This is a genomic window from Emcibacter nanhaiensis (assembly GCF_006385175.1).
Lineage (GTDB): Bacteria > Pseudomonadota > Alphaproteobacteria > Sphingomonadales > Emcibacteraceae > Emcibacter > Emcibacter nanhaiensis.
Genome location: NZ_VFIY01000018.1, coordinates 312,294 through 327,316 on the forward strand (window position 1 = coordinate 312,294; position 15,023 = coordinate 327,316).

Here is a 15,023-nt window from a genome sequence, read left to right on the forward strand (position 1 = left end):
GTTTGTTATGACCGAAGCATTTATCTGTGATTATATCCGCACCCCGATCGGCCGATATGGTGGTGCCCTGTCCTCTGTCCGTGCTGACGATCTCGGCACTATTCCGCTCAAGGCGCTGATGGAGCGCAACCCCGACATGGACTGGTCAAAGGTTGACGATGTCATCTTCGGCAACGCCAACGGCGCCGGCGAAGACAACCGCAACGTGGCCCGCATGTGCGCCCTGCTGGCCGGCCTACCGGTCACCCTGTCCGGCACCACCGTCAACCGCCTGTGCGGCTCCGGCATGGACGCCACCGGGATCGCCGCCCGCGCCGTCAAGGCCGGGGAGACCGAACTGATGATTGCCGGCGGTGTGGAAAGCATGTCCCGCGCGCCCTTCGTCATGGGCAAGGCGGAAACCGCCTTTTCCCGTAATGCTGAAATCTACGACACCACCATCGGCTGGCGCTTCGTCAACAAACTGATGAAGCAGCAGTATGGTATCGACAGCATGCCGGAAACCGCCGAGAATGTGGCCGAGGATTTCAACATCAGCCGCGAAGACCAGGACCAGTTCGCTGTCAGATCCCAGCAGAAAGCGGTTGCCGCCCAGGAAAACGGCCGCCTCGCCAAGGAAATTGTTCCGGTAATCATTCCCCAGCGCAAGGGCGATCCGATTGTTGTGGACAAGGACGAGCATCCGCGCGCCGGCACCACCCTGGAAGGGCTGGCCAAGCTGCGCGCTCCGTTCCGCGAAGGTGGCTCAGTCACCGCCGGCAATGCCTCCGGCGTCAATGACGGCGCCTGCGCCCTGATCGTTGCCAGCGAACAGGCGGCCAAGACGCAGGGCCTGACCCCCAAAGCCCGGGTTGTCGGCATGGCCACGGTCGGCCTTGAGCCCCGCATCATGGGCTTCGGCCCGGCCCCGGCCAGCAAGAAACTGCTGGAGCGCACCGGCCTGACCATCGAACAGATGGATGTGATCGAACTGAACGAGGCCTTTGCCTCACAGGGACTGGCGGTGACCCGCGATCTCGGCATTGCCGATGACGATCCCCGGGTCAATCCCAACGGCGGCGCCATCGCCCTTGGCCATCCGCTCGGCATGAGCGGCGCCCGCCTGGTGGGCACAGCCATGTATGAACTGCACGAAAAAGGTGGTCGTTACGCCCTCTGCACCATGTGTATCGGTGTCGGACAGGGTATCGCCATGATCATCGAGCGCGTATAATCGAGTTATAGTAAGACAGGGAGAAAGAAGTGTCTGAAATGCCGAAAACCCTTGGGCCCCGCGACCCCATCGAGGTGGCGAGCCGTGATGAAATCAGCGCGCTGCAGCTGGAGCGCCTGAAATGGAGCCTGAACCACGCCTATACCAATGTGCCTCATTACAAAAAGGCCTTTGATGAAAAAGGTGTGCACCCGGACGACCTGCAGGATCTGTCCGATCTGGCCAAATTCCCCTTCACGGTAAAAACCACGCTGCGGGACAATTACCCCTTCGGCATGTTCGCCGTACCCATGGACGACATCGTCCGCATCCATGCCTCCAGCGGCACCACCGGCAAACCGACTGTGGTTGGCTATACCAAAAAGGACATCGACACCTGGGCCGACCTCGGCGCCCGCTCCATCCAGGCCTCTGGCGGCCGGCGCAGCGATAAAGTCCATGTGGCCTATGGCTACGGCCTGTTCACCGGCGGCCTTGGCGCCCATTATGCGGCGGAACGGCTCGGCTGCGCCGTGATCCCCATGTCCGGCGGCAATACCGAAAAACAGGTCCAGCTGATCACCGACTTCCAGCCGGATATCATCATGCTGACCCCCAGCTATATGCTGGCCATTGCCGATGAATTCAAACGCCAGGGCATGGACCCGGCCGAGACCTCACTGCGCCTGGGTATTTTCGGGGCCGAGCCCTGGACCGGCGCCATGCGCAAGGAAATCGAGGAACTCTTCGGCATTGATGCGCTCGACATTTACGGCCTGTCGGAAATGATGGGCCCGGGCGTCGCCAACGAATGTATCGAAACCAAGGACGGCCCGACCATCTGGGAAGATCACTTCTATCCGGAAATCATCAACCCGGAAACCGGCGAAGTGCTGCCCGACGGTGAGGAAGGCGAGCTGGTGTTCACCTCGCTCAGCAAGGAAGCGATGCCGATCATCCGCTACCGCACCCGCGACCTGACCCGGCTGCTGCCCGGCACCGCCCGCTCCATGCGGCGCATGGACAAGATCACCGGTCGCAGCGACGACATGATGATCATCCGCGGCGTCAATGTATTCCCGAGCCAGATCGAGGAAATCATGCTCGAGGATGTCCGCCTCAGCCCCCATTACCAGCTGGTGATCGACAAGAAAGGACCGATGGATATCCTGACCATCAACCTGGAAGGCTCCGACCCCAGTGTCTCGGTCGAAGACCGGGAAGCTGCCGGCCAGCTGCTGGCCAAACATGTGAAAAACCGGATCGGCATTTCCGTGATCCCGGTGGTTGGCGCCCCCGGTACCGTGGCCCGTTCCCAGGGCAAGGCCCAGCGCATCATCGACATGCGCAAGAAATAAACCACATACCACACACCACACTTAAACAAAAAAAGCCCCGGACTTCCGGGGCTTTTCTTTTTGTCTCGAGACTGTGTTCCTAACGGCCTGTGAATTTGGGGTGGCGTTTTTCCAGGAACGCGCTCACTCCTTCGTTTTTGTCCTCGCTGGCGAACAGGATCGAAAAGGCGCGTCGCTCGTAGGCCAAGGCATCCCTGACCGACAGGTCTTCCGCCGCCAGAATGCTCTCCTTGATCAGGCGCAGGCCAAGCGGCGACTTGCGGCTGATCCTGACCGCCAGTTTCATGGCCCGCTCCATCACCTCGCCGTCCGGCACCACTTCACTGACCAGTCCGGCCATATAGGCCTGCTCGGCGGAAAGGAATTCACCGGCCAGGTTGAGCAGCATGGATTTGGCCTTGCCGATCTGTTTGGTCAGAAGCTGGGTGCCGCCGGCCCCGGCCATGATGCCCACATTGATTTCCGGCTGGCCGAATTTGGCCCCTTCCCCGGCCACACTGATGTCACAGCGCAGCAGCAGCTCGTTACCGGCACCAAGGCAGAAGCCGTTGATGGCGCCGATCAGCGGCTTGCGGAAGCGGCTCACCTCGTCCCACAGGTCGACCCGCACATCGAGGATCGCGTCCACCGCACCGGAATCCTTCATCTCATTGATATCGGCGCCGGCGGCAAAAATCTCCGGCCCGCCGGTCACCACCACACAACGGATATTGTCGTCCCGGTCGGCTTCGCTCAGCGCTTCAGCCAGCTTCTTCAGCAGCGGCGTCCTGAGCGCATTGCGGGCTTCCGGCCGGTTCAGGGTCAGCACCCGGATGCAGTCATTTTCGGTGGAGATGATCAGTTCGTCTTGTGACATGGGTTATCCTTTGAATTCCTTGGACATCAGGCCGTTCAGGAACAGGTCCACCGCCAGGTCGGCAAACTGCTGTTCATTGATCGGGCCCTTTTCGTCGAACCAGGTATAGGTCCAGTTGATCATGCCCATCAGGGCCATGGTCACCGGTTTCTTGAATTTCTTGTTGCCGGACAGGGCCGGATTAACCTCGCAGATCAGTTCCAGGACGATGGCAACCACGTCATCCTGCAGCTCCTGGATTTCCTTCTGCTTGTCTTCGGGCAGGCAGCCGATGTCATTCAGCAGGATCACATGCTGGGAGCCGGCCTCGATATAAAGGGACATGAAACGCCGCACCAGTTCGCGAAAGCGGTCCCTGGGCGAGCCCTGCTCGTCCCGGCAGTCCCGGGCGCATTCCAGAAGCTCCGTCACATGATAGGACATGATGTCATACAGGATAGCTTCCTTGGACGGATAATAATGATACAGCCAGGATTTGGAAGCATTACAGGCCGTCGCCAGTTCCGAAATGCTGGTCCGGGCATAGCCCTTTTCTGCAAACAGGTTGGCGGCCTGGATAAGTATATTCCTGCGCCGATCGTCGTAATCTGCGGCCTGGGTTCTTGCCATGTGAGGTCCCGAGTTTTTAAACGCTACTGATTATTTGTTGTTATGACCCTACATTGGCAGAAATTTCATCAAAATGCAAAACTTTGACCGTCTATTCGGACTATTTATTTTATCAGCGGCCGAAACGGGCTTTCGCCGCCCGTTGCGAAGTCTCATACAGCGCCCTGACCCGATCTGAATAGCCCTCGGCCAGCTGTTGTTTATCGCCGGCGCCGCGTAGCCAGCTTTCGATAACCGGCAACGCCATTTCCACCGTCTCGAGGCTTTGTTCCAGCGTGAACCCGGGAAGCGGTTCCAGGGCCAGCGCCGCCTCGCCGATGCGGATGCTGTCCATGCCGATCAGCGGCTCGCGCAACCGGCTGAAGGCGTTGCTGCGCTCCACCTCCCCCCTGGGGGTTGCCTCGGCCAGCAGGGGCCAGATCCCGGTCAGTTCCTCTGCGAGGCCTCCAAACATTTTCTTCCGCGGAATGGGGCCGACGGGGAGGTCGGATTTTCCGCCCGACAGATAAACCTGCACGGCAGCTTCCCGCCGCTCCGCAGCAATGAAGCGGGCCCAGCCGTCCCCGAAACAGGTCACGGCGACAAAGGGGCTATAGTCCGCCGGCATGCGGTATCTCATGGCCAGGCAGATGACGCCCTGTTCCCCCGCCGCCGCCCCGGCTTCGCGGCCGCGGGCCTCGACCAGGAAGTCCGCTTCATAGTCATACTCCCCGACCCCGACGCGCCAGCCGCTGTCGGTCCGCCTGATCCCGCCGGCGGTCCCCTCCACCACATGCACATGGCGGCGGGTGGCGTCATACAACAGGGCCTGGTCCAGCAGGCGCCGGTGCACCACATGAAGCTGCTCTGTGGTTTCCGCCCCCTGCCAGACGGTCCGGCACTCCACCAGTGGGCCGAAGGTATCGGCGGAGGCTTCCAGACCATGGGAGCGAAGCTGTTCGCGCACCTTGTTGGGGATCGCCTGCAGGCCCTCGCCCGGCCGGGTGCGGTTGATCAGGGTGACATGATGGCCCAGGTCGGCCAATCGTACTGCCGCAATCACCCCGGCCGGACCACCGCCCAGCACCAACACAATCCGACCTGCATCCTGTTGTGAGTTTTCCGACACCCAAGTCTCCTTCCTGCGTTGGCATAGCATAATTTACCGTCGCCCGGAAGTCGCCTGACAGGATAATATCCGGCAATAAACATCCCCGTCAGAAGCTTCCACCATATTCAGCGAAGTCGTCGGTTGCATCTTGCCAAGCTCCCGGGGCCTGTCCATATTTCCTGTCATCCGGGGATATAAAGAAGGACCAAAGAAATGACCATTGGCGTGGGCGGTTCGACCGCCGAACTGGAGCTGAAAAAGCTCGCCGACATGACCGGGGGCGTCTCGCCCATTTCCGAAAAGGAATATCGCGCGCGGATCGCAAAGGCGCAAAGCCTGATGAAGGAACTGGGCCTTGAGGCGGTTTACCTCAACGCCGGCACCAATATGACCTATTTCACCGGCACGCCCTGGTACGCCAGTGAGCGCATGGTCGGCGTCATCCTGCCGGCCGAGGGCGCGCCGGAATATATCGCCCCGGTGTTTGAGATCGGCACCCTCCGGGACTTCATGACCATCGAGGGAAAAGTCAACGGCTGGGAAGAGCATGAAAGCCCCTACGCCCTGTTCGGCGAGGTGTTGCAGCGCATGGGCATCAGCGACGGCGCCATCGGCCTCGATGAAGGATCGAGCTTTTTCATTTTCGACGGCCTGCGCGCCGAGGCCCCAACCTATGACTATGTCAACGCCAAAGCGGTTACCGCCGCCTGCCGCATGCACAAAAGCGCGGCGGAAATCGCCCTGATGCAACGAGCCAAAGAGATGACCATGGAAGTGCACAAGGCGGCGGCCCGCATCCTGCGCCCCGGCATTTCCACCCTGGAAGTGACCGAGTTCATCGAGCGGGCCCACAAGAAGGTGGGCGCCAAGGGCTCCAGTTTCTGCATCGTCCTGTTCGGTGAAGCCACCGCCTATCCGCACGGGGTCAAGGACCCGCAATACCTCAAGGAAGGCGACATGGTGCTGATCGACACCGGCTGCCTGCTGCACGGCTATAACTCCGACATCACCCGCACCTATGTCTATGGCGAACCCACTGCCCGGCAGCGGGAAGTCTGGCAGCATGAAAAAGACGCCCAGCTCGCCGCCTTCGAAGCGGCTCAACTTGGCACCCCCTGCGGCGAGGTGGATGTGGCCGCGCGACGGTCGCTGGAAGCCAACGGTTACGGCCCCGATTACAAGGCGCCGGGCCTGGTGCACCGCACCGGTCACGGCATCGGCCTCGATATCCATGAATGGCCCTATCTGGTGAAGAGCGACCAGACCCTGCTTGCCCCGGGCATGTGCTTTTCCAACGAACCGATGATTTCCATCCCCGGCGAGTTCGGGGTGCGGCTCGAGGATCATTTCTACATGACCGAAGACGGCCCGCGCTGGTTCACCCAGCCGAGCCCGAGCATCGACAATCCGTTCGGGAATAACTAACCCCCCTCGTCACCCCCGCGAAAGCGGGGGTCCATGCCTGACACGTATAGGAAACGGAAACAATTGTCTGGATTCCCGCTTTCGCGGGAATGACGTCCATGCAGTAATGGGATAAAGTGCCTCAGGCCTTCAGGCGCAGGCCGATCTTGTCGGCAAATTCCTTGAGCTTGAGGTCGTCACCGATCAGCAGCTGCAGGCCATATTGCGGACGGTTGCACCAGGCGACACGTCCGCCGCACTGGCCGAGCTCGGCAATGTCGAGCAGAAACTGCTGGCCCATCTCCAGCTCCCGGTCCAGCACCATCAGCGCCCCGGCCGTGGACACATTGATCAGCTCGCAGGGATAACTGATCCCGTCAACGGTCAGCAGCGCGCGCCAGACCACATCCAGGCGGCTGTCGCTTCTCTTGTCTTCATTACTCATGGCTTCGGCAGACATCTCTACTACTCTTGAATGTTTATATCTTTAGTTCCGAATGTATCGGAAGTCCGCGAAAAAGGCAAAGCCGGATCGCCGGACAATCGGCAAAAAATTTGCGGCAGTCGCCGTAAACACTGTAAAGAATCCCTTACAGGTCGGTTTCTCACGTAACCGTTTGTAATAATTACAAATCTCACGTTAACCATAAGTAAGCTGTAAAGAATCCCTTACACTCCGGAATATTAGGTTATTCACACCAATCGCGGTTTCGCTCGTTTGTTACCCGCCCGGCACAATATTTGCATACAGCAGTAAGTTATATTGTTTTGGTCTATTTTATTGGGGGAAGATCATGCTCCGTAAATATGCCGCCGTGGCCGCACTGGCCATCGCCTTGACACCCGCCGCCGCCCTGGCCGTACCAACCTACTCGATCCAGGTCCTGGAGGGAATGGAAGGCTACGACACGAGAACAACAGCGATAAACGATAGCGGCCAGGTGGTTGGCGCAATGGTTTCACAGGAAGCTTCAAACCTCCCTGTAAGATCCATCCTCTGGAATGACGGCAATCTGGTTGACCTGGCGGGAAGCGACTACTTCATTCATGTTGCAGTAGACATTAATAATTCCGGACAGATTATTGGCGGCTATTATGATTCAGAGGGTGATCCATATATTAAGTCATATTTCTGGAACGGGTCACTGAACAATATAACCCTTCCGGAGGTTCCGACACCCAGCTGGCTTCCCTACGGTGTGAACAACCACGGTCAGGTTGTACTGGCACCAAATGGCGTCTTTGCCAATAAAATCCACCTGTGGTCCCAGGCGGACGGTCTTACTCCAATTGATATGCCAGAAGGTACGCCTGATGTTTATCCAACAAGCATCAATGATGCAGGCCAAATCGTAGGATGGTTCGAAAACCAGGATGGCGACCTGCAGGCCTTTTTCAGAGACACTGACGGTTCTTTCCACGAATTGCCGATTACCGGCCTGCGTTATTATCTGGGAACAGTGGAGATAAATGAAAACGGTCTGGTCAGCGGCACCGTCGCCGAGGACTATATCGACAACGAATTTATTACGACCGGCTTTAACTGGTCACTGGAAGACGGCCTCACCATTCTGGACAAGGGCTCCTTTGAAAGCAGTAGCGCCCATCGCAGCAACAATGACCAGGTTGTCGGTATGATTGGAAATTCAGAAGAAAACACCTTCGGTACCATCTGGGATAATGAGGAACTTTTCCTTCTGGATAATCTCGTCAGCCTGGAAGATCCCCTGTTCGGCCTCCTCTCCATCACCCGGGCCAGTGGCGTCAACAATCTTGGCCAGATTGCGGCTGAAGGCATCCTGCTGGAAACGGGAGAACAGATCGGACTGTTACTGACACCGAACGGTATCTATATCGCGCCCGTCCCGGCGCCGGGTGCGCTTGGCCTGCTGATCTGTGGCGCGGGGCTGCTGATCTATCGCCGTCGGAAACAAATTTAATCAACAAACAAATGTGTGTGGATATGAAAATGTTTAAAAAATATTTTGCTCTTTTGACCTTGGTCGCGGGTCTTGGTCCGGTATCGGCCTATGCAGCACCGCTGTATAATGTGCAGTGGCTTGATGCGGAAAACCTCGGCAACAGCTGGGGAGACAGCATTAACGACCAAGGTGCCGTCTCCGGATATGCCAATGTGGGGCCTGGCACTAAAACGGCCGCCTATTGGGATGCGGATGGCACACGCCATGATATTACCTCCCAGGGCGATGAGCTAAATTATGCTCGCCTTATCAATAATAATAATCAGATAGTTGGCTTTTCCAGATACACAAATGAGGATAACAGTATTTCCAGCGTGCCTTTTTACTGGGATAGCGAAAGTGGCGTTATCAACCTGCCTCAGTTCGCTCAGGACCGTTATAGTGTGAGGAATCTTGGTCCAAACGGTGAAATAGTTGTTTACGATTATGATACCGAAAGACCAGGTGTTTGGACAAAAGAAAGCGGCTTCACATATTTGCCAGATCCGGAAGATACGACAGATTATTTCTATCCTATTGGGTTTGCGGACAATGGGGAGATGATTTTTCAGCACTGGTATAAAAATGACGAAGGATTCGATGTCCTTCAATATCTGATCTGGAACTCAGACACAGGATACCGGGACAGTGGCTTTTCCGACAGTTTCGGAGATTACTACTTAATCCCTGATGATCTAACTGACGACGGTACAATTTTCGGCAGTACTGAAGACTGGTCAGAAGACTATCCCCGCCCCCAGAATCTGTTTCGCTGGACCGAGGAAGGAGAACTCGTAATCCTTCCGGTCGATGGGGTTGATGTCGCTGCAATTTCTGAAGCCAATAACAACGGTCAGGCCCTGGCCTATTCCTACAACTGGACTGAAGACTATGACGCGGTTGATTGGACCTACTATCTTTGGGACAATGACGAGCTTTTTGAGATCAGCACCCTGATCGACCCCAACGATCCCTATTTTGGATTGTTCACCCCTGATGGCGGCCTTGACCTCAACAACCTGGGTCAGATGACCGGTCAGGCCTATAACCCCGACACCGGTAAATATTCCGCCTTCATTCTGAACCCAATCCTTGCGGATCGTGTTTCGGTCCCCGCACCGGGCGCGCTTGGCCTGCTGATCTGTGGCGCGGGGCTGCTGCTCTATCGCCGCAAGCGGTCATAACCGCGGATCATCCCCAACAAAAAAGGCGCCGATTGGCGCCTTTTCTTTTGCCTGCACGCTTCCCTTAAATGATCAGGCCTCAATTCCCTTGGCCACCAGGGTCAGGATCTGTTCGGTCAGCGCCTTCATGTCCAGCGCCCCGTCCTCCCGATACCAGGCGGTGATGCCGTTCAGGGCATCAAACAGCAGGATGGCGTTGATTACCGGATGGGCGTCCCGGCGGATCGAGCCGTCCTCGACCCCGCGGGCGATAATGGCGCGGACCCGGCTTTCGATACCGCGGTGCATTTTCAGGCTGGCGTCCCGGGCGGCGTCATTCTCCCGCTGGCCGCGGTGGCGCACATGGCAGCGGATGATATCGTCATTCAGCAGGGTGATATAATCCTTGATGAAACCATAAAGCTGCGCATAACCGGTGCCGCCCTTTTCCATCACCTTATCAAGCAGGCCATTGATCCTCTCGCTGGCCACTTCCTCGCATTTGACCAGGATGTCTTCCTTGTTCTTGATGTAATAATAGAGGGTCGGCTTGGTGACATTATGCATTTTGGCAATGTCGTCCAGCGAGGTTTTGTAATATCCCTTTTCCATAAATGCCTTGGCCGCGTGGCGCAGGATGGCATCCAGTTTCTGCTGGCGTTTTTCTTCGCGTTTCATGGTATAGTCTTTTATTCTTTATATGTTTGTTCACTGCCGTTGCGGTCGCCGTCTGTTTTTACAGGAATTTGTTACTGCTGAGTAGTATTTATTTTTACGCAGCCGTCTTGCCTTATAAAACGGAACGGACTATATACGTTACCAGCGAGTAACGTAACACATCTTACCAGGGATCACAATCATGACAGACACCACCGCAGATCCAATCGTCATTGTCGGCCTCAGCCGCACCCCCATGGGCGGTTTCCAGGGCGACTTTTCCGACGTCCGCTCCCCGGAGCTGGGCAGCGTCGCCATCAAGGGCGCACTGGAACAGACCACCCTCAAGCCTGAGGATGTGGAAGAAGTGCTGATGGGCTGCGTACTGCCTGCCGGCCTCGGCCAGGCGCCGGCCCGCCAGGCGGCGCTCGGCGCCGGTCTGCCCTACTCCACCGGCTGCACCACGGTCAACAAAATGTGCGGCTCCGCCATGGAAGCGGTGATGCTGGCCTATGATCACCTCAAAGCCGGCAGTGTGGATGTGATCGTCGCCGGCGGCATGGAAAGCATGACCAACGCCCCTTACCTGCTGCCGAAAATGCGCGGCGGCGCCCGCATCGGCCATACCCAGGTCTATGACAGCATGTTCCTCGACGGCCTCGAGGACGCCTACCAGCCGGGCCGCCTGATGGGCACCTTTGCCGAAGAAACCGCCGCCCAGTATCAGTTCACCCGCGAGCAGCAGGATGAATTCGCCATTTCCTCGCTCGAGCGCGCCAACCAGGCCATCAACGAAGGCTGGTTCAAGGATGAAATCACCCCGGTCACCATCAAGACCCGCAAGGGCGAAATCATCATCGACACCGACGAGCAGCCCGGCAAAGCCAGCCCGGAGAAAATCCCGAGCCTGCGTCCGGCCTTCACCAAGGACGGCACTGTGACCGCCGCCAACTCCTCCAGCATTTCCGACGGCGCCGCCGCCGTCGTGATGATGAAGCAGTCGGAAGCAGAAAAACGCGGCATTAAGCCGATCGCCGTGATCCACGCCCATGCCACCCATGCCCAGGAACCGGCCCTGTTCACCACCGCGCCGATCTTCTCGATCCAGAAAATTTTTGAGAAAACCGGCTGGACCGATGCGGACGTGGACCTCTATGAAATCAACGAGGCCTTTGCCGTGGTCACCATGTGCGCCATGCGCGACCTCAACCTCGACCATGACAAGGTCAATGTCTACGGCGGCGCCTGCGCCCTGGGCCATCCGATCGGCGCCACCGGCGCGCGCCTGCTCGTCACCTTGGTCAACGCCCTGAAGAAACGCGGCGGCACAAAAGGGGTTGCCAGCCTGTGTATCGGCGGCGGCGAAGCCACCGCAGTGGCCATTGAACTCTGCGCCTGATCACTGATCGGAACCTGACTGCAAAAAGGACCGGCCAGTACCGGTCCTTTTTTGTTTTTACCGGAAAAGCCGCATGCCCCCCTTTCAGGACTTCGGCTTGATTTTTCAGGGGAAAACATTATCTGACTTTGCATTGCTGCGTGATGACATTGCGTTCCTCCGGGACCTGTAATAGTCTTTGCTTCATACCACTTAACCTGTTTGCGGAATAAACATAATAATGACGTCGTCTTCATCACCCTCAGCAGACCAGATCCGGGAACAACTGGACCGGATTCTGGACAGTGAGCTGTTCACCAACAAGAACCGCCCGAAACGGTTCCTGGACTATGTGGTGACAGAACTGCTGCAAGGACGTGAAAACCTGCTCAAGGGCTATACCCTTGGCGTCGAGGTCTTTGACAAGGATGATGATTTCGACCCCCAGGCAGACGCGATCGTGCGGGTGGAAGCCGGCCGCCTGCGCCGCCTGCTCGAGCATTTTTACCTGGAGGAAGGCGTCAATGACCCGATCCGCATCAGCCTGCCCAAGGGCACCTATATTCCCCTGATTGAGGAAAATATCCCGACCCGACAGGAGGGCCGCGACCCGCTGATTTCCGCTGCTGCCGCACCGCCCACGGGACCGGCCATTGCCGTCCTGCCGTTTGACAACCTGAGCGGGGAAGCGGAAACGGAAATGTTCTGCGACGGCATTACCGAGGAAATCATCACCCAGCTGTCGCTGAGCCCCAGCCTGTATGTGGTTTCGCGCAAATCGACGTTGCGCTACAAGGGCCAGCCGGTGGACATCCGCCGACTGTGCGAGGAACTGGAAGTCCATTATGTGGTCGAGGGCAGCATCCGCCGGGCCGGCAACATGGTCCGGGTCACCGCCCAGTTGCTGGACGCCACCAATGATGCCGTCATCTGGGCCAACAGTTACGACCACCAGCTTACCCCTGACAACCTGATCCTGGTACAGGATGAAATCGCCACCCAGGTGGCCGCCACCCTCGGCGATACCTACGGCGCCATCATGCGGACCAGTGCGGTGGCTATGAAGCGGGCCTCCACCGAATATATGGAAGCCTATGAAAGCATGCTGCTGCTGCATGACTATCTGTTCGAGCTGAGCCCGGAAACCCACCTCAAGGCTCGGCAAAGCCTGGAAAAAGCGGTGGAAATCGACCCCAATTACCCGGATGCCTGGGCCGGCCTGTCCTTTATCGCGCTCGATGAATACCGCTTCAGCTTCAACCAGCAGCCGGAGCTTGGCGACCCGCTGGAGCGCGCCCGCCAGTATGCGGAAAAATCCATCAGCATGAACAGCAAATACAGCATCGCCTGGTACGCCATGACCATCATCCATTTCCACAAGGGCGAGCTGGATAAATTTGAAAACAACATCCGCATGGGCCTGACCATCGCCCCCAACAGTCCGGCCGTCCTCGCCGACAGCGGCGTCTACCTGTGCCTGTGCGGGGAAATGGACAAGGGCCTGAGCCTGGTCCGCAAAGCCATGCAGCTCAATCCCCAGCATCCCAGCTGGTGCCGGTTCGCCCTGTTCCATTCCCATTTCCTGGAGCAGGATTACCAAGGCGCGCTGGAACAGGTCCGGGTCATTGACATGCCTGACTGGTTCTGGCCCCATGCCCTGCAGGCCATCGCCTATGCCATGCTGGGCCTGGAAAATGAAAGCCACGCCGCCGCCGACCATGTGCTGCGGCTCTATCCGGGATTCCCGGAACATGCCGAAACCGAATGCCGCAAATGGTTTCGACGGGAGGATGATCTGAATATTTACCTGGCCGGCTTCAAAAAAGCCGGCCTGGCGTAGCCGCCGCGCCATCCATTTCCTGCGGGAGCGACATATGGACAATGAAGAATTTCGCAAACAGGCCCACAAGCTTGTCGACTGGATGGCCGACTATCTGGAGAATCTTGAGGATTATCCGGTCAGATCCCAGGCCAAACCGGGGGAAATCCTGGCACAACTGCCGGACGGCCCGCCGCAGTCCGGCGAGGACATGAACCGGATCTTCCGGGACTTCCAGGACATCATCCTGCCCGGCATGACCCACTGGCAGCATCCGGGCTTCATGGCCTATTTCCCGGCCAATGCCAGCCCGCCGTCGGTGCTGGCGGAAATGCTGACCAGCGCCCTCGCCGCCCAGTGCATGAGCTGGCAGACCTCGCCCGCCGCCACCGAACTGGAAGAACGGATGATGGACTGGCTGCGGCAACTGACCGGCCTGCCGGAGGAGTTTGTCGGCTGCATCCAGGACACCGCCTCCACCGCCACCCTGGCTGCGGTCCTCAGCGCCCGCGAGCGGCGGCATCAATTCTCCACCAACCACAGCGGCCTCAGCATCACCGGCACCCATACCACCTATGCCTCGGCCGAAGTCCACAGCTCCGCCGACAAGGCCGTCCGCATTGCCGGTCTGGGCAGCGACAATCTGCGCAAGATCTCGGTGGATGAAAATTTCGCCATGTGCCCCGGGGACCTGGAAAACGCCATTGTCAGCGACCTCAATGCCGGATGCACGCCGACTTGTGTGATCGCCACCCTGGGCTCCACCTCCCTGTCGGCGGTCGACCCGCTGCGCCGGATCGGCGAAATCTGCCGAAAATACGATATCTGGCTGCATGTGGATGCGGCCTGGGCCGGCAGCGCCCTGGTGCTGCCTGAATTCCGCTGGATGATCGACGGCATCGAACTGGTGGACAGCCTGGTGTTCAATCCCCACAAATGGCTGCTGACCCAGTTCGACTGTTCCGCCTTTTTTGTCCGCGACAAGGAAGCCCTGATCCGGACCTTCGAGATCCTGCCGGAATATCTGAAAACCAAAGAAGGCGACCGGGTCAATAACTACCGCGACTGGGGGGTTCAGCTGGGGCGCCGGTTCCGGGCCCTGAAGCTGTGGTTTGTGATCCGCTCCTATGGCCAGGCAGGGCTGCAGGCCCATTTGCGTAAACATATCGGTTTCTGCCAGGATCTGGCGGAAAAAGTGGACCGGCACCCTGACTTCGAACTGCTGGCCCCCCACCCGCTGGCGCTGTTCTGTTTCCGCTACCGGCCGGCGGGTACAGACGAAAAGGCACTGGATTCCCTGAATGAAACCCTGCTGGAAAAAATCAATGACAGCGGCAGACTCTATCTGACCCAGACCAGAATCGGAGGACGGTATGCCCTCCGGTTTGTCTCCGGCTCGCCCTATACGGAGCAACACCATATTGACGAAGCCTGGTCGTTGATTCAAAATACGGCAGTTAAACTTATAAAAAGATAAGTCTTTTTTTCTGGAACGTGCCCTTTTATCGTCTAAATCCGGTCCCATATATCGTCACA

General features: G+C 58.0%; 13 protein-coding genes. 8 read left to right on the forward strand and 5 right to left on the reverse strand.

Annotation, left to right across the window (positions count from 1 at the left end):
- Positions 1–7 precede the first annotated feature (7 nt).
- Both pcaF and paaK read left to right on the forward strand, forming a co-directional pair.
- Positions 8–1,213, forward strand: coding sequence for a 3-oxoadipyl-CoA thiolase (pcaF, locus tag FIV46_RS15605; RefSeq protein ID WP_139941854.1), 1,206 nt, complete (start codon positions 8–10; stop codon positions 1,211–1,213).
- Positions 1,214–1,251: 38 nt separating this feature from the next.
- Positions 1,252–2,550: a phenylacetate--CoA ligase PaaK gene (gene paaK, locus FIV46_RS15610; RefSeq protein ID WP_139942274.1), complete on the forward strand. Its 1,299-nt coding sequence runs from the start codon at positions 1,252–1,254 to the stop codon at positions 2,548–2,550.
- A gap of 79 nt (positions 2,551–2,629) precedes the next feature.
- On the opposite strand, the gene FIV46_RS15615 is transcribed toward paaK, so the two are convergent.
- From FIV46_RS15615 to FIV46_RS15625, 3 genes are all read right to left on the reverse strand, one after another.
- Positions 2,630–3,406 carry an enoyl-CoA hydratase-related protein gene (locus FIV46_RS15615; RefSeq protein ID WP_139941855.1) on the reverse strand — a complete coding sequence of 259 codons (777 nt, stop codon included), beginning with the start codon at positions 3,404–3,406 and terminating at the stop codon, positions 2,630–2,632.
- Between the two features lie 3 nt (positions 3,407–3,409).
- Positions 3,410–4,015, reverse strand: a complete 606-nt coding sequence (locus FIV46_RS15620; protein ID WP_139941856.1) for a TetR/AcrR family transcriptional regulator — start codon at positions 4,013–4,015, stop codon at positions 3,410–3,412.
- 112 nt (positions 4,016–4,127) lie between these two features.
- A complete protein-coding gene (locus FIV46_RS15625; RefSeq protein WP_181163266.1) occupies positions 4,128–5,123 on the reverse strand; it encodes an NAD(P)/FAD-dependent oxidoreductase in 996 nt (331 codons plus the stop codon).
- Positions 5,124–5,318: 195 nt separating this feature from the next.
- Between FIV46_RS15625 and FIV46_RS15630 the strand changes: the two genes are divergently transcribed.
- Positions 5,319–6,530 carry a M24 family metallopeptidase gene (locus FIV46_RS15630; protein ID WP_139941858.1) on the forward strand — a complete coding sequence of 404 codons (1,212 nt, stop codon included), beginning with the start codon at positions 5,319–5,321 and terminating at the stop codon, positions 6,528–6,530.
- 121 nt (positions 6,531–6,651) lie between these two features.
- Here the strand turns inward: FIV46_RS15630 and FIV46_RS15635 are convergent, their stop codons facing one another.
- The gene (locus FIV46_RS15635) at positions 6,652–6,969 is read right to left on the reverse strand and encodes a PilZ domain-containing protein (protein WP_139941859.1); all 318 of its coding nucleotides are present in this window, start codon (positions 6,967–6,969) and stop codon (positions 6,652–6,654) included.
- Positions 6,970–7,303: 334 nt separating this feature from the next.
- Between FIV46_RS15635 and FIV46_RS15640 the strand changes: the two genes are divergently transcribed.
- Positions 7,304–8,449 carry a PEP-CTERM sorting domain-containing protein gene (locus FIV46_RS15640; protein ID WP_139941860.1) on the forward strand — a complete coding sequence of 382 codons (1,146 nt, stop codon included), beginning with the start codon at positions 7,304–7,306 and terminating at the stop codon, positions 8,447–8,449.
- 29 nt (positions 8,450–8,478) lie between these two features.
- Positions 8,479–9,654, forward strand: coding sequence for a hypothetical protein (locus FIV46_RS15645; RefSeq protein ID WP_139941861.1), 1,176 nt, complete (start codon positions 8,479–8,481; stop codon positions 9,652–9,654).
- Between the two features lie 72 nt (positions 9,655–9,726).
- Here the strand turns inward: FIV46_RS15645 and FIV46_RS15650 are convergent, their stop codons facing one another.
- A complete protein-coding gene (locus FIV46_RS15650; RefSeq protein WP_139941862.1) occupies positions 9,727–10,311 on the reverse strand; it encodes a TetR/AcrR family transcriptional regulator in 585 nt (194 codons plus the stop codon).
- Between the two features lie 181 nt (positions 10,312–10,492).
- Between FIV46_RS15650 and FIV46_RS15655 the strand changes: the two genes are divergently transcribed.
- The 3 genes from FIV46_RS15655 to FIV46_RS15665 all read left to right on the forward strand — a co-directional run bounded on the left by FIV46_RS15655 (position 10,493) and on the right by FIV46_RS15665 (position 14,964).
- Positions 10,493–11,689: an acetyl-CoA C-acyltransferase gene (locus FIV46_RS15655; RefSeq protein ID WP_139941863.1), complete on the forward strand. Its 1,197-nt coding sequence runs from the start codon at positions 10,493–10,495 to the stop codon at positions 11,687–11,689.
- Between the two features lie 220 nt (positions 11,690–11,909).
- Complete coding sequence (locus FIV46_RS15660; RefSeq protein ID WP_139941864.1) at positions 11,910–13,508, forward strand: tetratricopeptide repeat protein; 1,599 nt, start codon at positions 11,910–11,912, stop codon at positions 13,506–13,508.
- A 34-nt stretch (positions 13,509–13,542) separates the two neighbouring features.
- Positions 13,543–14,964 carry a pyridoxal phosphate-dependent decarboxylase family protein gene (locus FIV46_RS15665; RefSeq protein WP_139941865.1) on the forward strand — a complete coding sequence of 474 codons (1,422 nt, stop codon included), beginning with the start codon at positions 13,543–13,545 and terminating at the stop codon, positions 14,962–14,964.
- Positions 14,965–15,023: the final 59 nt, after the last annotated feature.